At 69.6% G+C, this 22,267-nt stretch carries 20 protein-coding genes and 1 other RNA gene; 16 read left to right on the plus strand and 5 right to left on the minus strand.

Annotated features, from left to right (window positions below; genetic code table 11):
* Positions 1 to 74 precede the first annotated feature (74 nt).
* The 7 genes from IFT82_RS16890 (at position 75) to IFT82_RS16920 (ending at position 5,531) form a co-directional block, all read left to right on the plus strand.
* A complete protein-coding gene (locus IFT82_RS16890; RefSeq protein ID WP_342355141.1) occupies positions 75 to 1,145 on the plus strand; it encodes a cysteine desulfurase family protein in 1,071 nt (356 codons plus the stop codon).
* A complete protein-coding gene (locus IFT82_RS16895; RefSeq protein WP_192129007.1) occupies positions 1,142 to 2,227 on the plus strand; it encodes a cysteine desulfurase family protein in 1,086 nt (361 codons plus the stop codon). Before IFT82_RS16890 ends, IFT82_RS16895 begins: the two co-directional genes overlap by 4 nt.
* Positions 2,224 to 2,529, plus strand: coding sequence for a 2Fe-2S iron-sulfur cluster-binding protein (locus tag IFT82_RS16900; protein ID WP_192129009.1), 306 nt, complete (start codon positions 2,224 to 2,226; stop codon positions 2,527 to 2,529). The genes IFT82_RS16895 and IFT82_RS16900 overlap by 4 nt, the downstream gene beginning before the upstream one ends.
* Before the next feature lie 338 nt (positions 2,530 to 2,867).
* Entirely contained in the window at positions 2,868 to 3,146 is a 279-nt protein-coding gene (locus IFT82_RS16905) for a hypothetical protein (protein ID WP_192129011.1), read from the plus strand.
* A gap of 66 nt (positions 3,147 to 3,212) precedes the next feature.
* Positions 3,213 to 3,310: signal recognition particle sRNA small type (gene ffs / locus IFT82_RS16910), an RNA gene on the plus strand.
* Positions 3,311 to 3,540: 230 nt separating this feature from the next.
* Positions 3,541 to 5,211 (plus strand): DNA polymerase III subunit gamma/tau, encoded by a 1,671-nt coding sequence (locus tag IFT82_RS16915; RefSeq protein ID WP_192129013.1) that lies wholly within the window; start codon positions 3,541 to 3,543, stop codon positions 5,209 to 5,211.
* Complete coding sequence (locus tag IFT82_RS16920; protein ID WP_192129015.1) at positions 5,208 to 5,531, plus strand: YbaB/EbfC family nucleoid-associated protein; 324 nt, start codon at positions 5,208 to 5,210, stop codon at positions 5,529 to 5,531. The genes IFT82_RS16915 and IFT82_RS16920 overlap by 4 nt, the downstream gene beginning before the upstream one ends.
* A 326-nt stretch (positions 5,532 to 5,857) precedes the next feature.
* Here the strand turns inward: IFT82_RS16920 and IFT82_RS16925 are convergent, their stop codons facing one another.
* Both IFT82_RS16925 and IFT82_RS16930 read right to left on the minus strand, forming a co-directional pair.
* Complete coding sequence (locus IFT82_RS16925; protein ID WP_192129017.1) at positions 5,858 to 7,060, minus strand: cation:proton antiporter; 1,203 nt, start codon at positions 7,058 to 7,060, stop codon at positions 5,858 to 5,860.
* A gap of 162 nt (positions 7,061 to 7,222) precedes the next feature.
* The gene (locus IFT82_RS16930) at positions 7,223 to 8,938 is read right to left on the minus strand and encodes an alkaline phosphatase family protein (protein ID WP_446740984.1); all 1,716 of its coding nucleotides are present in this window, start codon (positions 8,936 to 8,938) and stop codon (positions 7,223 to 7,225) included.
* An 81-nt stretch (positions 8,939 to 9,019) separates the two neighbouring features.
* On the opposite strand from IFT82_RS16930, the gene IFT82_RS16935 reads away from it, so the two are divergent.
* From IFT82_RS16935 to IFT82_RS16950, 4 genes are all read left to right on the plus strand, one after another.
* Positions 9,020 to 11,026 carry a protein-disulfide reductase DsbD domain-containing protein gene (locus tag IFT82_RS16935; protein WP_192129073.1) on the plus strand — a complete coding sequence of 669 codons (2,007 nt, stop codon included), beginning with the start codon at positions 9,020 to 9,022 and terminating at the stop codon, positions 11,024 to 11,026.
* A 91-nt stretch (positions 11,027 to 11,117) separates the two neighbouring features.
* Complete coding sequence (locus tag IFT82_RS16940) at positions 11,118 to 12,659, plus strand: circularly permuted type 2 ATP-grasp protein (protein WP_192129021.1); 1,542 nt, start codon at positions 11,118 to 11,120, stop codon at positions 12,657 to 12,659.
* Positions 12,659 to 13,594, plus strand: coding sequence for an alpha-E domain-containing protein (locus tag IFT82_RS16945; RefSeq protein WP_192129023.1), 936 nt, complete (start codon positions 12,659 to 12,661; stop codon positions 13,592 to 13,594). The genes IFT82_RS16940 and IFT82_RS16945 overlap by 1 nt, the downstream gene beginning before the upstream one ends.
* 31 nt (positions 13,595 to 13,625) lie before the next feature.
* Positions 13,626 to 14,417, plus strand: a complete 792-nt coding sequence (locus tag IFT82_RS16950) for a transglutaminase family protein (RefSeq protein ID WP_192129025.1) — start codon at positions 13,626 to 13,628, stop codon at positions 14,415 to 14,417.
* A 56-nt stretch (positions 14,418 to 14,473) separates the two neighbouring features.
* On the opposite strand, the gene IFT82_RS20600 is transcribed toward IFT82_RS16950, so the two are convergent.
* Together IFT82_RS20600 and IFT82_RS16955 are read right to left on the minus strand one after the other, a co-directional pair.
* Positions 14,474 to 14,632, minus strand: coding sequence for a hypothetical protein (locus IFT82_RS20600; RefSeq protein WP_207105820.1), 159 nt, complete (start codon positions 14,630 to 14,632; stop codon positions 14,474 to 14,476).
* Between the two features lie 47 nt (positions 14,633 to 14,679).
* Positions 14,680 to 15,441, minus strand: a complete 762-nt coding sequence (locus IFT82_RS16955; RefSeq protein ID WP_192129027.1) for an arginyltransferase — start codon at positions 15,439 to 15,441, stop codon at positions 14,680 to 14,682.
* Between the two features lie 185 nt (positions 15,442 to 15,626).
* Between IFT82_RS16955 and IFT82_RS16960 the strand changes: the two genes are divergently transcribed.
* Positions 15,627 to 15,878 (plus strand): hypothetical protein, encoded by a 252-nt coding sequence (locus tag IFT82_RS16960; protein ID WP_192129029.1) that lies wholly within the window; start codon positions 15,627 to 15,629, stop codon positions 15,876 to 15,878.
* Between the two features lie 50 nt (positions 15,879 to 15,928).
* On the opposite strand, the gene IFT82_RS16965 is transcribed toward IFT82_RS16960, so the two are convergent.
* A complete protein-coding gene (locus tag IFT82_RS16965; protein WP_192129031.1) occupies positions 15,929 to 17,173 on the minus strand; it encodes a threonine ammonia-lyase in 1,245 nt (414 codons plus the stop codon).
* Positions 17,174 to 17,229: 56 nt separating this feature from the next.
* Between IFT82_RS16965 and IFT82_RS16970 the strand changes: the two genes are divergently transcribed.
* The 4 genes from IFT82_RS16970 (at position 17,230) to IFT82_RS16985 (ending at position 22,230) form a co-directional block, all read left to right on the plus strand.
* Positions 17,230 to 18,087 (plus strand): NAD(P)-dependent oxidoreductase, encoded by an 858-nt coding sequence (locus tag IFT82_RS16970; protein WP_192129033.1) that lies wholly within the window; start codon positions 17,230 to 17,232, stop codon positions 18,085 to 18,087.
* Between the two features lie 167 nt (positions 18,088 to 18,254).
* The gene (locus tag IFT82_RS16975; protein ID WP_244646885.1) at positions 18,255 to 19,865 is read left to right on the plus strand and encodes an amidohydrolase; all 1,611 of its coding nucleotides are present in this window, start codon (positions 18,255 to 18,257) and stop codon (positions 19,863 to 19,865) included.
* The gene (locus IFT82_RS16980; RefSeq protein ID WP_192129037.1) at positions 19,829 to 20,791 is read left to right on the plus strand and encodes a glutaminase; all 963 of its coding nucleotides are present in this window, start codon (positions 19,829 to 19,831) and stop codon (positions 20,789 to 20,791) included. Before IFT82_RS16975 ends, IFT82_RS16980 begins: the two co-directional genes overlap by 37 nt.
* A gap of 53 nt (positions 20,792 to 20,844) precedes the next feature.
* Positions 20,845 to 22,230, plus strand: a complete 1,386-nt coding sequence (locus IFT82_RS16985; protein ID WP_192129039.1) for a glutamate--cysteine ligase — start codon at positions 20,845 to 20,847, stop codon at positions 22,228 to 22,230.
* The last annotated feature ends 37 nt before the right edge of the window (positions 22,231 to 22,267 follow it).

Below are 22,267 nucleotides of genomic sequence, written 5' to 3' on the forward strand. Positions count from 1 at the left end.
AACGTGGCGCGCTATATAGCCCGAACCCGCCCTTTCGCAATCGGTGCCCCACGGCACCACCGGAAACCCGCCCCGTGCCCCGCATTTATCTAGACCATGCCGCGACCACGCCGATGACCGCCACCGCCCGCACGGCGATGCTGGCGGCGCTGGCCGACTGGGCCAACCCGTCCTCCCCCCATGCCGAAGGGCGGGCGGCGAAGGCGGCGCTGGAGGGGGCACGACGGGTGGTCGCCGACGCCTATGGCTGGCGGCACGAGACGCTGTTCACCAGCGGCGCCAGCGAATCGCTCGCCATCGCGCTGGGGCGCAGCGTGGCGGCGGCGGTCGCGGTGAGCGCGGTGGAGCATGACGCGGTGCTGCGCGCCGCGCCGGCCGCGACCGTGCTGCCGGTGGGCGCGGACGGGCTGGTCGATCAGGCGGGGCTGGCCGGGTGGCTGGCCGCCGCGCCCGACCGGCCGCTGGTGGCGGTGCAGTGGTGCAACAGCGAGACCGGGGTGCGCCAGCCGATCGCCGCGATCGCCACCACCGTCCATGCGGGCGGCGGCCTGTTGCTGGTCGATGCCGCGCAGATGCCCGCCGGCACCTCGCTGGCCGATCATGCCGACTTTATCGCGCTGTCCGCCCACAAGCGCGGCGGGCCGCCGGGAATCGGGGCGCTGCTGGTCCGCGATCTGGCAACGCTGATGCCGACCGGCGGGCAGGAGCGCGGCTATCGCCCCGGCACCGAGAATTTGCCCGCCGTGCTGGGCTATGCCGCCGCGATCGCCGAGGCGGAGGATGCCGAGCGGCTGGCACCGCTGCGCGCGCGGCTGGACGACGCCGTGGTCCGTTCCGGCGGGCAGGTGGTGGGGGTGGGGGCGCCGCGCCATCCGGCGATCGGGTCGTACCGGTTGCCGGGCACCGCATCCGCCGCCCAACTGATCCGGCTCGATCTGGGCGGCTTCGCCGTATCGGCGGGGAGCGCCTGTGCGAGCGGCAGCATGAAGCCAAGCCATGTGCTGGCCGCGATGGGCTGGGACGAGGCGGCGGGGCGCGAGGTGATCCGGGTCAGCTTCGGCCGGACCACGACCGGGGGGGAGGTGGATGCCTTCATCGCGGCGTGGCGCGATGTGGCGCGGGCGACGCGGCGGCTGGTGGCATGACCTATCTCGACTATCAGGCGACGACGCCGCTGGCGCCCGAGGCGCTGGCGGCGATGCTGCCGTGGCTGCGCGACCAGCATGCCAACCCCCATTCATCGCATCGCCCCGGCCGTGCCGCGCGGGCGGCGGTGGAGGTGGCGCGGGACCGGGTGGCCGCCCTGCTGCCCGCCGGGGGACGCATCGCCTTCACCAGCGGCGCGACCGAGTCGCTGAACTGGGCGATCAAGGGCACCACCGGCGGCATCGTGACGCTGGCCACCGAACATGCCGCCGTGCTGGATACGGTGGCGGCGGAAGCGGCGCGGGGGCGGGCGGTGACGATCCTGCCGGTGGGCCGCGACGGGCTGGTCGACCTGGATGCCGCCCGTGGCGCGATCGTGCCCGGCACCGGGCTGGTCGCGGCGATGCTGGTCAACAACGAGATCGGGGTGATCCAGCCGATTGCCGCACTGGCCGAACTGGCCCATGCCGCCGGCGCGCTGATGCTGTGCGACGCGGTGCAGGGTTATGGCCGGGTCGACATTCCCGCGACCTGCGATCTGGTGGCCGTGTCGGCCCACAAGGTTCATGGCCCCAAGGGAATCGGTGCGCTGTGGCTGCGCGATGGCGTGGTGCCCGCGCCGCTGCTGCATGGCGGCGGGCAGGAGGCGCCGGGGCGTTCGGGTACGCTCAGTCCCGCCCTGTGCGCGGGTTTCGGGGTGGCGGCAGGGCTGATGACGACGCTGGCGGAGGACGACGCCGCGCTGGTCCGGCGATTGCGCGATATTGCGACGGCGGCGTTCGGTGCGGCGGGCTGGCGGCTGAACGGGGCCGATGCGCCACGGTATCGCGGCAACCTGAACCTGTATCGGCCGGGACTGGATGTCGCGCGGCTGATGTCGGATTGCCGCGATCTGGCGTTCTCCGCCGGATCGGCCTGCGCCAGCGGATCGGGGCGGTCGAGCCATGTGCTGCGCGCGATCGGGCTGGACGAGGCGGCGGCGCGGTCGTCGATCCGGATCGGGTTCGGCCGCTATACCGACCCGGACGGGTTCACGGCGGCGATCGGGCGGCTGATCGCGGCGGCGGGGGCGCAGCGATGATCCGGTTGCGCTTCGTGACGCGTGACGGCGGCGTGGTCGCGGCGGCGGGCCGCGAGGGCGATCGGTTGCTCGATGCGGCGCAGGCGGCGGGGCAGCCGCTGGAGGGGACGTGCAACGGTCAGCTTGCCTGCGCGACCTGCCATGTCGTTGTCGATGCAGCCGATTTTGATCGTATGCCGCCGGCGGGTGGGGACGAGGAGGACATGCTGGATCTGGTGCCGGACGCGACGCGGACCAGCCGGCTGTCGTGCCAGATCAGGCTGACCGACGCGCTGGACGGGATGACGGTGCGGATACCCTGACCGCGATCGGAAAGTCACACCGGAAAGTCACTAAAGTCGCATCCTACAGGGGGTCGCGGGACGGTGCTGCCGGCAATGGGCAGGAGCGACCGCTGCCGTATAGCGTGGGGCGGGCGTGTAGGACATGGGCGGCGGGGCGGCCCATCGGCCGTTGTGGGTGGGGCACTGGATTGCTTCGCTGCGCTCGCAATGACGGCGGTGGGGGGGGCACACATGACGGCAAGGAGCGTCGGCAAAGCTGACGATCTGACAACCGGCAATTCAGCCTCGATCCATCGTCTCGGTGCCAGAACGTCGATGCCCGCCGCGTTCGACGGGCGCGTACAGGAGTAACAGTGATGAAGATCATCGCCCTGATCGGTGCCGCGCTGCTCGCCACCACCGGCACCTTTGCCACCGCCCCGGCCGATGCGCAGCCGCGCCACGGTTACGGTTACGACCGCCACGACGATCGCGGCTGGCGGGGCGAGCGGCGCGGCTGGCGGGACGATCGTGGCTGGCGCGGGGATCGCGGGCGCGGTTTCAACCGGGGGCCGCGGGCGCGCAGCCGCGTGGTCTGCCGGGTACAGCGGGGCTATTACGGGCCGGTACGCCGCTGTTTCCGCGTCAATCGGTGACCTTTTGGGCCCTGAAGTTTTGCGGGGGCCGGGCTTGATCGGATCGCCCGGCTCCGCCATAGGGCCAGCGGGAGTCGGGCGGACGTGGTCGTCGCCAACCCGGTCAGATCCTGACGGAAGCAGCCGCAACGATTTCGCTGCGGGTCGTTCCGGCTCCCACCGCGCAGGCAGCAGAAGCTGCCAAGCGCGGCCAGCGGCGCACAGCGCCGGCTGACGGGGCGGCTTCGCCGCGACGTCCCTTCTTTCCAGGAACGCCGGTTCGGAACAGCCCCGATCGCCCCGGCACCACGCACCCCTCCCATGGCGACGAAAGCACGGGTGCACCCCCCGCCGCCTACCCGAATCATCCGTCACCCCTTCGACACCGCCGCCCCGACCCGCTAGGACGGCACCGATGCCCGACTCCTTCGATCTCGGCGAACCGCCCCAGCCCGCGAAGGCGGAGGCGTACCGCGTTCTCGCCCGCAAATACCGGCCGCAGACCTTTGCCGAACTGATCGGGCAGGATGCGATGGTCACGACGCTGGGCAACGCGATCAAGCGCGACCGGCTGGCCCATGCCTTCCTGATGACGGGCGTGCGCGGGGTGGGCAAGACATCGACCGCGCGGCTGATCGCCAAGGCGCTGAACTGCATCGGCCCGGACGGGCAGGGCGGCCCGACGATCGATCCGTGCGGGGTGTGCGAGCCGTGCCGCGCGATCGCCGAGGGGCGGCACATCGACGTGATCGAGATGGACGCCGCCAGCCATACCGGCGTCGACGACGTGCGCGAGATCATCGACGCGTCACGCTATGCGGCGGTCACCGCGCGCTTCAAGATCTACATCGTGGACGAGGTCCACATGCTGTCCAAGAACGCCTTCAACGCGCTGTTGAAGACGCTGGAGGAACCGCCCGCGCACGTGAAGTTCCTGTTCGCCACGACCGAGGTGAACAAGGTGCCGATCACCGTCCTGTCGCGCTGCCAGCGATTCGACCTGCGGCGCATCCCCGCCGAAAAGCTGGCGGCGCACTTCGCCGACGTGTGCGGCAAGGAGGGCGTGACCGCCGAGCCGGAGGCGCTGGCGCTGATCGCACGCGCGGCGGAAGGATCGGCGCGCGACGGCCTGTCGATCCTGGATCAGGCGATCGCCCATGCCGATCTGGACGGCGGCCATGGCGTCAGCGGCGTGACCGCCGATGCGGTGCGGCAGATGCTGGGCCTGTCCGATCGCGGCGCGGTGCGCGACCTGTTCGCGATGCTGCTGGCGGGGGATGCGGCGGGCTCGCTCGCGTCGCTGCGGCGGCAATATGACTATGGCGTCGATCCGGTCGCGGTGCTGCGCGCGCTGCTGGAGACGGTACACGGCATCACCCTGACCAAGGTGGGCGCGGCCCCCGATCCGGCGCAACCGGAGGAGGAACGCACCGCGCGCGCCGACTGGGCGACCGGTCTGTCGTTTCCGGTGCTGCACCGGTTGTGGCAACTGGTGCTGAAGGGGCATGACGAGGTGGCGACCGCCGCGCTGCCGATCGAGGCGGCGGAGATGGCGCTGCTGCGGGTGATCCACGCCTCGCAACTGCCCGATCCGGGCGAACTGGCGCGGCGGCTGGCGGAAGGTGGCGCGGTGCAGGCCGCGTCGGCGGCCCCGGCGATCGCTGCGGCACCGACGCCTGCTGCGGTTGCGGTCGCGCCCGAACCCGCACCGTCGCTGGTGCCCGAGACGTTCGAGGATCTGGTCGCGCGGCTGGAGGACAGCGGCTCGCTGGCGCTGGCGGCACGGTTGTACAACGGCGCGCGCGTCGTCCGTTATGCGCCGCCCGACCTGATGCTGAGCGGCAGCCGGCCGATGACGGCGGATACCGTCGCGGAACTGACGGCGGCGCTCAAGCTATTGACCAAACAAGGCTGGCGGATCGGGTTCGACGACGTACCCGGCACGCCGACGCTGAAGGAACAGGAAGACGCGAACGCGGAGGCGAAGCGGCTGGCGGTATGGGACTCGCCCATGATACGGGCCGCGCGTGAGGCTTTTCCCGAAACCGTCCTGGAGGACTGGCCGGGCAAACGGAGGTTGGCATGAAGAATATGGACGAAATCCTGGCGATGGCCCAGAACGTGCAGAACGAACTGGAAAAGGCACAGGCGAGCCTCGACACGATCGAGGTCGAGGGCGTGGCGGGCGGTGGCCTGGTCAAGGTGAAGGCATCGGCCAAGGGCCGGATCATGAACATCGCGATCGACGATTCGCTGATGCAGCTGTCCGAGAAGCAGATGCTGGAAGACCTGCTGGCCGCCGCGTTCAACGATGCGCGCACGAAGGCGGATGCGGTATCAGGCGCGGAAATGTCGAAGATGACCAGCGGTCTGGCGCTGCCGCCGGGGTTCAAGCTGCCGTTCTGAGTCCGGTCGGACGCGCGGACACTTCTGAATTGAAAGATTGGTTCGCACGGAGGCGCGGAGGACGCAGGGATGTCCCGTACCGGACAATCGCTGGAGTCAGATGACATCGGATTGATCCGTCATTGCGAGCGCAGCGAAGCAATCCAGTGCCGGACCAGGACGCCCTGAATTGCTTCGCTGCGCTCGCAATGACGGATCGGGGTGGGGCTACCGTAATCCCGGCACAACGCTCCGCGTCCTCTGCGCCTCTGCGCGAACCATCTCCTGTTTTGCGGCTTCACAGCCTCGCGTCACGATGACCGTGGGAAACGCGTGAGCGTCATCGATCATCGCTGACCGATGCGGTCCGCCCGTTTCAGCCGGGGGGCGACCATCGGTACCGTCAGCATCGTGCTGGCCACCGCCATCAGCAGCAGCGCGGTGAATGTCTCGTTGGTGATGATCTGCTTGTCGAGCAGGATGTTGACGAAGATAATCATGATGAGCGCCTTCGTCTGGAGCAGCCAGCCGATCGTCAGCGCGTCGCCCTTTTTCCAGCCCAGTATCCGCCCCGCCAGCCCGATCCCGGCCAGCTTGCCCGCGACCGAGGCGACCAGCAGCAGCGCCGCGCCCGCGAAGACCGCGGTGCCGCCGACATCCCACTGGGTCTTGAGGCCGGTCGACAGGAAATAGACCGGCATCACCGCCAGCAGGATGGTGTGGCGGAACTGGTCCATCCGTTCCTGATCGAACCAGCGCGCATCCAGCACGACGCCCGACAGGAACGCGCCGACCATGAAGTGCAGTCCGGCCCAGTCGCCGGCAAAGCCGCACGCCGCCAGCCAGACGAGGCTGACATACCACCGGTCCCGTTCCGGTATCCGCGGCATCAGCCGCCGGATCAGCAGCGTCGCGATGGTGAAGCCGATGAAGAAGCCGGCCTGCCGCCCGACCCGGTCCCAGTCGAGCAGGATGATCGCCAGCACCCCCCAGATCGCGACATCGTCGAGGCTGGCATAGCGCAGCACGCGCTGGCCGAGCGGCTGGCGCAGGACCTCCAGCTTCTCCATCAGCAGGATCAGGATCGGCAGCGCGGTGACCGCGCAGGCCATGCCGATGCCCAGCACCACCTGCCATGTCGCACCCTGCGGCCCGCGCCAGCCCGGAAAGCGCAGCATCAGCAGCGCCGCGAGGCTGCCGGTGACGAGCGGGACCAGCAGCGCGCACGACGCGGTGACGCTAGTCTCGTGGCGTTGCCGCCACGCCTCGCCCAGATCGAGCTCGATGCCGGCGATCCAGACGAACATCATCACCGACCACCAGGCGATGCCGTTGAGCGATCCGATCGTCTGGGGGGAGAAGACGAAGGCGTAATAGCCGGGGAACAGCGCGCCCAGCACGCCCGGCCCCAGCAGGATGCCGCCGATGATCTGCACCACCACCAGCGGCGCCCAGTAATCCGTCCGCCCCAGCCGCCAGACCGCATAGGGGACGGAGAAGATCAGCAGCATCGCCAGCAGGAATATCTCGGTCGGCGACATCGCGTGCATGGTCTTCCCCTGTAGCCGCGATCTTGGTGTCGCATATGATCGATCGATGGAAATCCCCTCCCCTTCAGGGGAGGGGTGGGGGTGGGGCGTCACCGCAAGCGCCACGCCCGGAGATAGGCCCCACCCCCGGCCCCTCCCCTGAAGGGGAGGGGAGCGCAAGGGTCACCGCGCGGCGCAGGTGTCGGCGGGGCCGGGGTCGAGATCGAGGCAGCGGCCGTCCTGACCCGATACGGGCAGGCCGATCGTCGCGGCGAGGGTGGGCATGATGTCGACCGTCTCGACCGACAGCGGCTGTTCGAACCCGGTCATCCCCTTGCGCCAGAACAGGATCGGCACGCGGCGGTCGTAATCCCACGGACTGCCGTGCGTCTCGACATAGCCGGGGGCGGGGCTCTGGATCGTCGTAACGCGGGGTTTGAGCAGAACGAGCAGGTCGCCCGACCGTTCGGGATCGTAGCTGGCGCGCGCGCGCTCGATCAGGGTCCACGTCTCGGGCGGCGACGTCGGCATCGGCGTCGCGGCGATCTGGGCGCCGGTGAAGGCGGCGGCGACCTGCGGCATCGCGGCGAAGCGGCGTACCGCCTCCGCCAGCACGCGGGGCCGCTGCGCCGGGGTGAGCGCCTGATCGAGATAGATGTCGCCCTCCGTCCCCAGCAGCACCGGGCCGGCGATGCCCAGCGCGGCACCGATCGCGGCGCCGACCGGCTTGGCCAGCGTCTGCGGATCGACATGCGCCTCCATCGGCATCGCGCGGCGCAGCTGCCGTTCGGTCATGTCGTGCGCGCCGTGATCGGCGGTCAGCATCACCTCGTAATCGACGCCGGTCTCGTCCAGCACCGCGAAGAAGCCGGCGAGTGATTGATCCAGCTCGTTCATCTGGATGCACATCTCGGCACCCTGCGTGCCCAGCGAGTGGCCGATGTAATCGGTGGCGGACAGGCCGACCGCGATCAGATCGGTCATGGCGCGCTTGCCCAGCTGCATGTCCTGCACCAGCCCCGCCGCCATCGCCAGCACCGCCGCGTCGGACGCGGGCGAGGCGCGGAACGCCTTCAGGTCGCCGGCCGTGCGGGTGAAGCGGCCCTGACCCAGCGTCATCCCCGCCACCGCGATCGGCGCATCGACCGGCCGGCACCAGCCCGGCAGCGGCAGCGCCGCCTGCGGCCGGGCGACCAGCGCCGCCACCGCGTCACGCGTCCGCTGCACCACCGGCGGCACCGCGCGGCCGGCATAGGAGACATAGGTCTTGCCGTCCCACCACCACAGCTCGTCGACCTTGTGGCCGCCCATCATCACCGCGGCGCGATCCTTGCCGGCGACGGAGACGACGCGCGCGGCGGGGTTCGCCGCCTTCATCCGCTCGCCCAGCGTCGGCACCTTCAGGTGCATGTCCGACACGGTATAGCGGTCGTGCGTCGATTCGGGGACGCGCTCGTCCTCCGAGCAATAGACGGTCTTGTCGGGGCGGCCGACGCGCTGGTCGATCCAGTTGTTGGCGATGATGCCGGTATGCGCGGGGCGATAGCCGGTCAGGATGGTGGAGTGGCCGGGACACGTCTCGGTCGCGGCATGGCTCTGATAGCCCGAGGGGAACACCGCGCCGGTCAGCAGCCGGGCGAGGCCGCCGGAGAAATGGTTGCGATATTGCGCGAACAGGTCGGCGGCGAACTGGTCGACCGAGATCGCGACGATCAGCTTGGGCGGGGTCGCGGGGAAAGGCGGCGGCGGCGGCGTCGGCGCGGGTGGCGGTACGGGCGCGGACGCACTGGCCCCGGGTATGGGCGACGACTGGCCGGCGGGAGAGGTCTGGGCGGCGGCCGGGGCGGCGGCAAGAAGCAGGGCGGCGGCGGTGAGGAAGGGAGCGGTTTTCATCGGCATCCTTGGTGCATTGCCCCGGCGCTTAGTGCAAGACGCCGGCTGGCCGCGATCGGCCGGACGGATCGGTATCAGATGACTATCATGCGGTTTCTCGGCGTCATGTTGATGACGATCCTCCTGGCGTTCGGGTCACCCGCGCTGGCGCAGGCGGCGGCAGACGGCCCGCATCTGGCGATGCGGCTGGTGGCGGAAAGCGAACGCCCGCGCGCCGGCCAGCCGGTGACGCTGGCGATCGAGACGCGGCCGGAGGCCGGCTGGCACGGTTACTGGTCGAACCCCGGCGATGCCGGTTTCCCGGCGAGCTTCGGCTGGACGCTGCCCACCGGCGTGACGGCGGCGGCGGCGGACTGGCCGGTGCCCGAGACGCTGGTCGTCGCGGGGCTGATGAATTACGTCTACGAGCGGCCCTATGCGCCGCTGGTGGCGCTGACCGTGCCGGCGGGGCTGGCGAACGGCACCGCGCTGCCGATCCGGCTGACGCTGAAATATCTGGTCTGCACCCGCACCGTCTGCGTGCCGGAGGAGCAGACGCTGGCGACCACGCTGACGGTGGGCGACGGGGCGATCACCCCGGCGACGCGGGCGCGCTTCGATGCGTGGCGCCGCGCGATCCCCCGGCCGCTGGCGCAGACGGCCACGTGGGCCGTGACCGACGGCGCATTGCGCGTCGCGGTGCCGTATCCGGCGGATGCGGCCCTGTCGGAGGCGTATCTGTTCCCCGCCGCGACCGGATCGATCGAGCCGGCGGCGGCGCAGACCGTCGAGCGGGTCGGCGACCGGGTGATCGTGACGACGAAGGGCACGCCGACCGCGCCGTTCGCCGCGGTGCTGCGGATCGGCGCGGGGCAGGGGCTGGCGATCACCGCGCGGCCCGGTGCCGTGCCCGGCACGGCCGGCGGTGGCGGCTGGGTGGTCGCGGCGCTGGTCGCCTTCGCGGGCGCGGTGCTGGGCGGGCTGATCCTGAACGTGATGCCCTGCGTCTTCCCGATCCTGAGCCTGAAGGCCCTGAGCCTCGCCCGCGCCAACACCGGCGAGCGCGAGGCCCGGCGCGAGGCGCTGGCCTATGCCGGCGGGGTCGTGCTGGTGTGTCTGGCGCTGGGGGCGATCATCCTGGGCCTGCGGGCGGGCGGGGCGACGATCGGCTGGGCGTTCCAGTTGCAGGACCCGCGCGTCGTGGTCGTGCTGCTGCTGCTGGCGGTGGCGATCTCGCTGAACCTGTCGGGGTTGTTCGAGGTGCCGATGCCGCGCTGGGCCGGCGGTGCGGGGGCGAGCAAGGGCGTGGGCGGCGCCTTCGCCACCGGGGCGCTGGCGGCGTTCGTGGCGACGCCGTGTTCGGGGCCGTTCATGGGCGCGGCGCTGGGCGCGGCGCTGGTGCTGCCGGTGCCGGCGGCGCTGGCGGTGTTCGGCGGGCTGGGGCTGGGGCTGGCGCTGCCGTTCCTGCTGCTGGGCTTCGTGCCCGCGCTGCGGCAGCGGATGCCGAAGCCGGGGGCGTGGATGGGGCGGCTGCGGCGTATCCTGTCGGTGCCGATGTGGCTGACCGCGCTGGCGCTGGCATGGGTGCTGGGGCGGCAGGCGGGCGTCGAGGGGATGACGCTGGGGCTGGCGGCGGCGTTGCTGGCCGGGCTGGGGCTGTGGATCGGCGGGCGGCGGCAGATGGCGGGGCTGGGCCTCGGCTGGGCGATGCTGCCGGTGATCGCCAGTCTGGGCGCGGTGGCGGTGGTGCGGCCGGTGCCGGCGGGGGCGGCGACCGCGACGGCGGGCGATGCGTTTTCGGAGAGCAGGCTGGCGGCGCTGCGGGCGGAGGGGCGGCCGGTCTTCGCCTATTTCACCGCCGACTGGTGCCTGACCTGCAAGGTGAATGAGAAGGCGGCGATCGAGCGATCGGGCGTGCAGGCGGCGTTCGCGCGCAACAAGGTGGCGGTGCTGGTCGGCGACTGGACGGACGGCGACCCGGTGCTGGGCCGCTTCATCGAACGGCATAACCGCGCGGGCGTGCCGCTGTACCTCTATTACGCCCCGGGGGCGGCCGCGCCACGGGTGCTGCCGCAGGTGCTGACCCCGGCGATGCTGGAGGGGCTGGGACGATAGGCGGGAGAAAAGCCCCATTCCGGCCCTTGTGCAGTGCGACAAATCCGCGCAGCATGGAACCTTGCTCAATGCGGGGTGATTGACCGTTCCAATGGTGAAACAAGCGTTCGACGAGATCATGGGAATGGCTGGCGGCCCGCCGCCGCGGGCCGAGCTCGCCGCGCTGAGCCGCTGGATCGAGGCGACGCCCGACGCCGAACTGCGCCGGCGCCAGCAGGCGGCGGAGGCGACGTTCCGCCAGCTGGGCATCACCTTCGCGGTGTATGGCGAGAGCGAGGCGAGCGAACGGATCATCCCGTTCGACATCGTGCCGCGCGTCTTCATGCACGACGAATGGGAACGGCTGTCGGCCGGGCTGATCCAGCGGGTGGAGGCGATCAACGCGTTTCTGGAGGATATCTACGGCGAGCGGCGCATCCTGAAGGAGGGCGTGCTGCCGACCGATCTGGTGCTGGGCAACCCGCAGTTCCGGCCCGAGATCGCCGGGATGCGCCCGCCGCACGGCGTCTGGGCGCATATCTGCGGCATCGACCTCGTCCGTACCGGCCCCGACGAATTCTTCGTGCTGGAGGACAATGCCCGCACCCCCTCCGGCGTCAGCTACATGCTGGAGAACCGGGAGGCGATGCTGCGGCTGTGCCCCGAACTGTTCCGCGATTTCCGCGTCGCGGCGGTGGACAGCTATCCCGATCGCCTGCTGGAGACGATGAAGTCGGTCGCGCCGATCGGCGTGAGCGCGCCGACCTGCGTCGTGCTGACCCCCGGCCATTACAACTCCGCCTATTACGAACATAGTTTCCTGGCCGATTCGATGGGGATCGAGCTGGTCGAGGCCGCCGATCTGGTCGTCGACGACGACATGGTGTGGATGCGCACGATCGCGGGGCGGGTGAAGGTGGACGTGATCTATCGCCGGGTCGACGACGATTATCTCGATCCGCTGGTGTTCCGCCCGGATTCGGCGCTGGGCGTGCCGGGGCTGATCGCCGCCTATGCCGCCGGCAACGTCGCGATCATCAACGCGCCGGGCAACGGCATCGCCGACGACAAGGCGATCTACAGCTACATGCCCGAGATCGTCCGTTTCTATTCGGGGGGCGAGGCGAAGCTGCCCAATGTCGAGACTTGGCGTTGCCGCGAGCCGCAGGCGCTGAAATACGTCCTCGACAATCTGGCAGACGTGGTGGTGAAGCTGGTCGACGGATCGGGCGGTTACGGGATGCTGGTCGGCCCGACCGCGTCGAAGGCGGAGATCGAGGCGTTCCGCGCCGCGCTGATCGCCGAGCCGCATCGCTACATCGCGCAGCCGACGCTGGCGCTGTCGACCGTGCCGACGCTGGCGGACAGTGGCCTTGCGCCGCGCCATGTCGATTTCCGGCCGTTCGTGCTGACCGGATCGCGCGGGGTGCAGGTGGTGCCCGGCGGACTGACCCGCGTCGCGCTGAAGGAAGGATCGCTGGTGGTCAATTCCAGCCAGGGCGGCGGCACCAAGGACAGTTTCGTGCTGATGGACGACCGGCCGCACCAGAGTCAGGGCCAAGGCCAGAGTCAGGGCGATGGGCAGAGCCAGACGATGGGCGGGATGACGCAGACGCAAGGTACGCAGGGCATGAATCAGGGCGTGACCCGCTGATGCTCAGTCGTACCGCATCCTCGCTCTACTGGCTGGGCCGTTATTTCGAGCGGGCCGACTTCATCGCCCGGCTGGTGGAGGCGACGGTGCGGCTCGACGTGCTGTCGCCGCGCCCGGCCGGTTGTGCCGCCTGGGCGTCCGCCCTGGCGGTGACCGATACCGATGCCGCGTTCGAGGCGGCCGGCGCCGAACTGAAGCGCAGCGAGGTGGCGCGGTTCCTGACGATCGACAACAGCCATGCCGGATCGATCGTCCACAGCCTCGACATGGCGCGCAACAACGCCCGCGCCGTCCGCACCGCGCTGACCCGCGAGGCGTGGAGCGCGATCAACCGGGCGTGGCTGATGTTCGAGGCGAAACCCGCCGCGACCGATGCCACCTCGGTGCTCAACCTGGTCGAGGCGGTAAAGAACGAGACGCGCGGGTTCGAGGGCGCGGTCCACCGGATGCTGCGCAACCAGACGACGTGGTTCATCCGGTTGGGGCAGGCGGTGGAGCGGGCGGACAACACCGCGCGGCTGCTGGATGTGAAATACCATATCCTGCTGCCCGAGGGGGAGCGGGTCGGCGGCGTCGTCGACCGCGACCAGTGGACGACGATCCTGCAGACGGTATCCGCCGTCACCGCCTATCGCTGGCTGTATTCGGACGGGTTGCGACCGGGCAACGTCATCGACCTGCTGATCGCGCGCGCCGAACTACCGCGCAGCCTTGCCGCGTCGGTCGAGGAGACGGTGGACGTGCTGCTGATGCTGGCCAAGCGGACCGGGCAGCATGGCGAGGCGGACCGGATGGCGCGGCTGCGCGCGACGCGGATGGCGAAGACCCGGTCGGGCGAGGTGATCGCTTCCGGACTGCATCAGTATCTGCAATCCTTCATCGAGGAAAACGCGCTGCTGCACGGGGCGATCGGGCGGCAGTTCAAGTTCGGCTGACGATATCGAACGGATAATATCAGGGGGCCATATGCGGTTATCGATCCTACACCGTACCGCGTACCACTTTTCAGAGCCGCAGGCCCGACTGGTGCAGTTGCTGCGCGTCACCCCGCCCGACACGCATGACCAGACGGTCGCGGACTGGCGGATCGACGTGGATTGCGATGCCAAGCTGCGCGACGGGCGCGACGGCTGGGGCAACCGGGTGACGATGCTCTATGCCGAAGGGCCGCTCGACGGGCTGGAGATCGAGATCAGCGGCGAGGTGCTGACCACCCATTCGGACGGGGTGCTGCACGGCCTGACCGAAACGCTGCCGCCGCCCGTGTTCCTGCGCGCGACCGAGCTGACGATGCCGGATGCCGGGATCGCCGCCTTCGTGGCGGAACAGGCGGGAGAGACGCCGCTGGGCACGCTGCACCGGCTGAACGCGGCGTTGCACGAACAGTTCGTGTTCGACCGCTCCCGCCCCGCCGGGCTGACCGCCGCCGCCGCCTTCGCGCGGGGCGAGGCGACGCCGCGCGACGTGGCGCATATCTTTCTGGTCGGTGCGCGCGGGCTGGGCGTGCCGGCGCGCTACGTCTCCGGTTATTCGCGGCTGGCGGGCGAGCACCGGCCGACCCCGCATGGCTGGGCGGAAGCGTATATCGACGGGCTGGGCTGGGTCGGGTTCGATTCCTGCACGGGGCTGTGCCCGCAGGACGATCATGTCCGCGTCGCGATCGCGCTGGACGCGGTGGGGGCGGCGCCGATCGCCGGATCGCGGCTGGGCGACGGCCAGGAACGGCTGGATGTCGAGGTGCGGGTGGCGGAAGCCTAAGGCCGGGGGCCGGACGGAATGCGATCATCCCGGCCGGCCTCGACGATGGCGGGCGATCAGTTCTTGGTCGTCGTCGTCGTGACCGGCGTGCCCTTGGTCGAGGCGTTGGCGGCGATCGTCTTGACCTTTTCCGCCTTGGGCTTGCGGACTTCCTTGTTCGATTTCTGCTGGCTCTTGGCCATGGCGGTGTCCTTCGCGGGCGAAGCGCCCGACATGATCCTACACCCTGCCGCGGCGATCGCGGCATGGATTCGGCCACCGGTCAGGCGTGGACCAGCGGCTCCAGATCGGTATCGGCCAGTCGCCGCCAGCCGGCGGGGCCAAGTATCTCGATCGGGCGATAGCGGGTCTTGTACGCCATCCGGGCCGATCCCTTCACCCAATAGCCGAGATAGACATAGGGTAGCCCGGCATCACGGGCGCGCATGATGTGGTCGATGATGATGAAATTGCCGAGGCTGGTCCGCGTCTCGTCGTCGGTCACGAAGAAGCTGTAGATCATCGACAGGCCGTCCGCCTGACGATCGGTCAGGCAGGCCGCGACCAGCCGGCCGCGACGGCCATCGACCGATGGTTCGCGATATTCGACGATCAGCGAGTTGACCGGCGAATGCTCGATCATGTCGGCATAATCGTCCTCGTCCATCCCCGCCATGCCGCCGCCGGGGTGGCGCGCGGCGAGATAGTGGCGCAGCAGGCGATACTGCTCGTCGGTGGCCCAGGCGCGGCAGGCGTTGACCTCCAGATCGGCATGGCGCTTCATCAGCTTGCGCTGGGTGGCGTTGAGGTGGAATTCGGCGGTGACGACGCGGACCGACACGCAGGCGGTGCAGCCTGCACAGGACGGACGGTAGGCGACCCCCTGCGACCGGCGGAACCCGATGCGGCTGAGCGCATCGTTGAGTTCGGTGGCGTGCGGGCCGGTCAGTTCGGTGAACACCTTCCGCTCCTGCCGCCCCGGCAGATAGGGGCAGGGGGACGGACTGGTGACGAAGAAGCGCGGAAAGCGAAAAGGCGCGGTCACCGCCGAAATACCCCCGGAAAAACGGACATGCCCGTATATGTATGGCCATCGCGCTGATGAAAAGCGCGTTAACCATTATTCGGCCCGTCGCACCCGCTTTTGCCGCTATTATCAGGTGACGGTAGACCAAGGAACGACTGTTATGCTACCGCGTTGCGGCAATTCACTGCATGGGAGAATTATTGATGCGTAAGGTTACTGCACTGGCTTCGGCCCTGGCGATGGTCGCTGCTCCGGTTATGGCCGCACCGGCGTTCGCCGCCCCCGTCGCCAACAAGGCATCGTCGCTGTCGGTCGCGCGTGCGTCGACCCCGACCGCGAAGAAGAACAACCTGGCCGGTGCCGGCCTGATTGCGGCCGTGCTGGCAGCTGGCGTCGCCGCGATCGGCGTCGTTGCGATCGTCAACGACAACGAAGACGATTCGGACAGCAACTGATCGTTGCGGGGGCCGGTGATGCCGGCCCCCGTTTCCCTGCCCCTGGCCGGTCAGGCGAGTTCCACCTGCGTGGTGTCGTAGCCGCCCTCGATCAGGCTGGCGATCAACCGGTTCAGATGCGACCGGTCCCGCGTTTCACATTCGATATCGGTGATGAGGCCCTTGGCCGGCAGCGTCGTGAAGACGCGCTGGTGATAGACCTCGATGATGTTCACGCGCTGCTGCTCGAAGATGCGGGCGACGTTGAACAGGGCCCCCGGCTGATCCTGCAACCTGATCCGCAGCCGCGCCAGCCGGCCCGACCGGGCCAGATCGCGCAGCAGGACGTTGGCGAGCAGCCGCGTGTCGATGTTGCCGCCGCACAGCACCACCCCCACCGTCTTCCCCGCGAACCGGCCCGGATGCGCGAGCAGCGCGGCGAGACCGGCGGCGCCCGCCCCCTCGACCACGGTCTTCTCGATCTGGAGCAGCAGGCTGACCGCCTCTTCCAGACTGCGTTCGTTGACCAGCAGGATCTCGTCGACCAGCTGCGCGACCATCCGCGCGGTGATGCCGCCCGGCTCCTTGACCGCGATCCCCTCCGCCAGCGTATCGCCCGCGCACGGATGGTCGGTGCCGTTGATGCGGTTGTACATCGACGGGAACAGTTCCGCCTCCACCCCGACGACCTCGACCGGGCGGCCCAGCGATCGCGCGACCGTGGCCATGCCCGAGATCAGGCCGCCGCCGCCGATCGGGGTGACGAGCGTGTCGATCGCGGGCACGTCCTCGAACATCTCGATCGCGACGGTGCCCTGTCCGGCGATGATGCGCGGATCGTCGAACGGGTGAACGAAGGTGAAGCCGCGCTCCCCCTCCAGCACGCGGGCATGGGCATAGGCGGCATCGAACGTATCGCCGTGCAGGACGACGTTGGCGCCGTGCCCCTCGGTCTGCACGACCTTCACGGTGGGCGTGTTGGTGGGCATCACGATCGTGGCGGGCACGCCCAGCCGGTTGGCGTGATAGGCCAGCCCCTGCGCATGGTTGCCGGCGGAGGCGGCGATCACGCCCTTGGCCTTCGCCTCGTCCGACAGCAGCAGCAGCGTGTTGAGCGCGCCGCGTTCCTTGTAGGCGGCGGTGAACTGAAGATTTTCGAACTTCAGATACACTGTCGCGCCCGTCATCTGCGACAGGGTGCGGCTGATGAGCGTCGGCGTGCGGACGATCGAGGGACGGATGCGGTCGTGCGCGGCGCGAACGTCCGCGATATCGACCGGAAGAAGCTCGGGTTGCGAGTTGACCTGTGTTGCCATGCCCCCCGTTAGACCGTCTGGCGCGGTGGGGAAACACCGCTTATGCGGGAGCCGATATGGCAAAACTGGCTTTCATCGGAACCGGCGTGATGGGGGCGCCGATGGCGGGGCACCTGGTCGCGGCCGGGCATGACGTCACCGTCTATAACCGCACCGCGGCCAAGGCGGCGGCCTGGGCGGCGAAATATGGCGGCAGCGTCGCGGATACGCCCGCAGCGGCGGCGAGGGATGCGGCGGCGGTGTTCGCCTGCGTCGGCAACGACGACGATCTGGCGGCGGTGACGCTGGGGCCGGACGGCGCGTTCGCAGCGATGGCGGATGGCGCGCTGTTCGTCGACCACACCACCGTGTCCGCGACGATCGCGCGGCGGCTGGCGGATGAAACCCGGCTGCTGGTGCTCGACGCGCCGGTGTCGGGCGGGCAGGCGGGGGCCGAGAACGGCAAGCTGTCGATCATGTGCGGCGGGTCCGACGCGGCGTTCGCGGCGGCCGAGCCGCTGATGGCGGCCTATGCCGCGCGCATCGTCCATGTCGGCCCGGCGGGAGCGGGGCAGCAGACCAAGATGTGCAACCAGATCGCGATCGCCGGCGTGGTGCAGGGCGTGGCGGAGGCGCTGCGTTTTGCCCAGAACAGCGGACTGGATACGGACAAGGTGCTGGCGGCGATCTCCGGCGGCGCGGCGCAGAGCTGGCAGATGGTCAATCGCTGGGAATCGATGGCCGAGGAACGGTTCGATTTCGGCTTCGCGGTCGACTGGATGCGCAAGGATCTGGCGCTGGCGCTGGACGAGGCACGGACGAACGGCGCGGTGCTGCCGGTCGCGGCGCTGGTCGATCAATTCTATGCCGAGGTGCAGGCGATGGGCGGCGCGCGGCAGGATACCAGCGCGCTGGTGCGGAGGTTGCCGAAGTGAATAGTCTTTCGTGCCCCTTCCCGGCGAAGGCCCGGGTCCAGTTGGGTGAACAGTTACGGATGATCGGCAAGGCTTTCCCCACTGGACCCCGGCCTTCGCCGGGGAGGCAGAAAGGGTCTGACGGGGTGATTGTGTCGGGGAGGGGCTTGCTTGTCGCGCTGGCCCTTATGCTTCCGACGCCGGCTCTGGCCGACGCGCTGGTCGATAACGTCGACGGCGTGACGCTGGACGCGGACGGCAAGGTCGTGCGCTTCACCGGCGTGCTGATGTCGCTGGACGGCAAGGTCGTGAAGCTGCTGTCGGCGAAGGACAAGCGGCCCGACAAGCTGGACTGGCGGGCGGACATGAAGGGGCGGGTGCTGATCCCCGGTTTCGTCGACGCGCATGGCCATGTGCTGGAACTGGGGTTCCGGCAGGTCGAACTCGACCTGTCGGGCACGAAGACGCTGGACGAGGCGAAGGCACGGATCGCGGCCTATGCGGCCGCCAATCCCGATCGCAAATGGATCGTGGGCGGCGGCTGGAACCAGGAGATCTGGGGGCTGGGCCGATTTCCGACCGCCGCCGATCTGGATGCCGTGGTCGCCGACCGGCCGGTGCTCCTGGCCCGGGTGGACGGCCATGCCGGCTGGGCCAACAGCGCCGCGATCAAGGCGGCGGGCGTGACCGCCAAAAGCGTGTCGCCGCCGGGGGGCCGGATCGAGAAGACGGGCACGCAACCCGCCGGCGTCTTCGTCGACGCGGCGCAGGACCTGATCCGCAAGGCGGTGCCGCAGCCGCAGCCCAAGGAACGCGACGTCGCGTTCATGAAGGCGCAGGTCGCCCTGCTGTCCGCCGGGGTGACCGCCACCGCCGACATGGGCACCAGCGTCGACGACTGGCTGACCTATCGCCGGGCGGGGGATCGCGGCGCGCTGCGCGTGCGGATCATGAGCTATGGCGCGGGGATGGAGGATACGGTGCGGATCGGCGGCAACGGGCCGACGCCGTGGCTCTATGCCGATCGGCTGCGGCTGGTGGGGGTGAAGCTGTACGGCGACGGCGCCTTGGGATCGCGCGGTGCGTGGCTGAAGGCCCCCTATGCCGATGCGCCGGGGCAGCGCGGGCTGGGCTTCATGACCGACACCGTCATCCGCAACCTGATGAGCCGGGCGGCGATGGATAACTATCAGATCGCGGTCCATGCGATCGGCGATGCCGCCAACGCGCAGGCACTGGGCGCGATCGAGGAACTGGCGGAGACGTACAAGGGCGACCGGCGCTGGCGGATCGAACATGCGCAGGTGATCGATCCGGCCGATCTGCCCCGGTTCGGCAAGCACGGCATCGTCGCGTCGATGCAGCCGGTCCACCAGACCAGCGACCGGACGATGGCGGAGGCGCGGCTGGGGCCGGCACGGCTGGCGGGGGCCTATGCGTGGCGGTCGATGCTGGCGAACGGCGCGCCGCTGGCGTTCGGATCGGATTACCCGGTCGAGCAGCCCGATCCCTTCGCCGGCTGGGCGGCGGCATTCACGCGGCAGGGGGCGGACGACCAGCCCTATGGCGGCTGGCAGCCGCAACAGGCGGTGACGCGCGAACAGGCGTGGCGCGCCTTCACGCAAGGGGGTGCTTATGCCGGGTTCGCGGAAGAGAAGTTCGGGCGGCTGGCGCCGGGCCAGCGCGCCGATTTCCTGATCATCGATCATGATCCCGCCACCGCCAGCACCGCCGAACTGCGCGCGACGAAGGTGCAGGAGACATGGATCGGGGGCGAAAAGGTGTGGGAGCGGAAATAGACCTATCCGCGATCGTCGCCGATATCGCGGCGGAGATGGCGGCGGCCCCGGATCGCGGCCGCCCCGCGGATTACATCCCGCCGCTCGCCGCGGTCGATCCGAACCGCTTCGGCATCGCGGTGATCGAGATGGACGGCACCTGCCATCTGGCCGGCGACGCGGACGAGGCGTTCTCGATCCAGTCGATCTCCAAGGTCTTCGCGCTGACGCTGGCGCTGGGCCATGTCGGCGACCAGTTGTGGCGACGGGTGGGGGTGGAGCCGTCGGGCAGCGCGTTCAACTCGATCGTGCAGCTGGAGGCGGAACACGGCATCCCGCGCAATCCGTTCATCAATGCCGGCGCGATCGTGGTCGCCGACATCCTGCTGGGCCGGCACGAACCGCGCGAGGCGATCGGCGAGACGCTTCGTTTCGTCCGCGCGCTGGCGGGGGACGACACGATCGTGATCGACCGCGCGGTGGCGGAGGCGGAACTGGCGACCGGCCACCGCAACGCGGCGCTGGCGAATTACATGCGATCGTTCGGCAATATCCACCATCCGGCCGAACGGACCTTGGGCGTCTATTTTCATCAATGCGCGCTGGCGATGAGTTGCCGGCAACTGGCGCTGGCGGGGCGATATCTGATGGCGGCGGGGGCGAACCCCGGCACCGGGCGACAGGTGGTGTCGCGGCTGCGCGCGCGGCGGATCAACGCGCTGATGATGACGTGCGGCCATTATGACGGATCGGGGGAGTTCGCGTTCCGGGTCGGCCTGCCCGGCAAGTCGGGGGTGGGGGGCGGCATCCTGGCGGTGGCGCCGGGGCGGGCGAGCATCGCGGTGTGGTCGCCCGGCCTCAACGCGCGCGGCAATTCGCAACTCGGCACGCTGGCGCTGGAACGGCTGGTGCAGCGCACCGGCTGGTCCGCGTTCGAGGCGGGGTAGGGGCAACTCAAGCTATCTGGCGCGGCCGTTCGCGCCCGCGTAAGGCGCGGTTCATGACGACAAAACTCGCCGCCGCCGCCTCTCCGATCATCGAATCGCGCGACCAGCTGATCGCCAGCTTCGCGCGCGGCGAGAAGCCGGCCGACCGCTGGCGGATCGGGACCGAACACGAGAAGTTCGTCTATCGCACCGCCGATCACCGCGCGCCCTCCTATGACGAGCCCGGCGGTATCCGCGACCTGCTGATGGCGCTGACCGAGCATGGCTGGCGCCCGGTCGAGGAGATCGGCCCGGACGGCAGCACCAACGTGATCGCGCTGAACGGCGCGGACGGCAGCGTCAGCCTGGAGCCGGCGGGGCAGTTCGAACTGTCGGGCGCGCCGCTCGAAAACCTGCACCAGACCTGCGCGGAAACCGGCCGGCATCTGGAACAGGTGAAGGCGGCGGGCGAGCGGCTGGGGGTCGGCTTTCTCGGCCTGGGCATGTGGCCGGACAAGACCCGCGCCGAACTGCCGGTGATGCCCAAGGGGCGGTACGGCATCATGCGCCGGCACATGCCGCGAGTCGGCAAGCTGGGGCTCGACATGATGCTGCGCACCTGCACCATCCAGGTGAACCTCGACTATGCGTCGGAGGCGGACATGGTGAAGAAGTTCCGCGTCGGCCTGGCGCTGCAACCGCTGGCCACCGCGCTGTTCGCCAATTCGCCGTTCACCGAGGGCAAGCCCAACGGGATGCTGTCGTTCCGCAGCCATATCTGGTCCGACACCGATCCGCAGCGCACGGGGATGCTGCCGTTCGTGTTCGAGGACGGGTTCGGGTATGAACGCTATGCCGACTACATGCTCGATGTGCCGATGTACTTCGTCTATCGCGAGGGTCGGTATATCGATGCGGCGGGCCTGAGCTTCCGCGATTTCCTGCGCGGCGAGCTGTCGGTGCTGCCGGGCGAGAAGCCGACGCTGGACGACTGGACCGATCATCTGTCCACCGCCTTTCCCGAAGTGCGGCTGAAGACCTTCCTCGAAATGCGCGGGGCGGATGGCGGCCCGTGGAACCGCATCTGCGCGCTGCCCGCCTTCTGGGTCGGCCTGCTCTACGACGACGCGGCGCTGGATGCGGCGTGGGATCTGGTGAAGCATTGGACGCTGGAGGAACGGCAGGCGCTGCGCGACGCGGTGCCGGCGATGGCGCTGGATGCGCCGCTGCCCGGCGGCGGTCGCCTGCGCGATATCGCCGGGGCGGTGCTCGACATCGCCCATGCCGGGCTGGCGGCGCGGGGCCGGTTCAATGCGTCGGGCGACGACGAAACCGGCTTCCTCGAACCGCTGCGTGAGATCGTGCGCAGCGGCAAGGTGCCGGCCGAGATGCTGCTGGAGCGTTATCATGGCGACTGGAACGGCGACGTATCGCGGATTTACGCCGAAGCACGCTTCTGACCGGCTTGCGCCCGGCGTGCGGCGACGCTAGTCCGGG

Origin of the sequence: Sphingomonas sp. CFBP 8760 (genome assembly GCF_014841615.1) — a bacterium.
In the GTDB taxonomy this organism is placed as follows: Bacteria; Pseudomonadota; Alphaproteobacteria; order Sphingomonadales; family Sphingomonadaceae; genus Sphingomonas.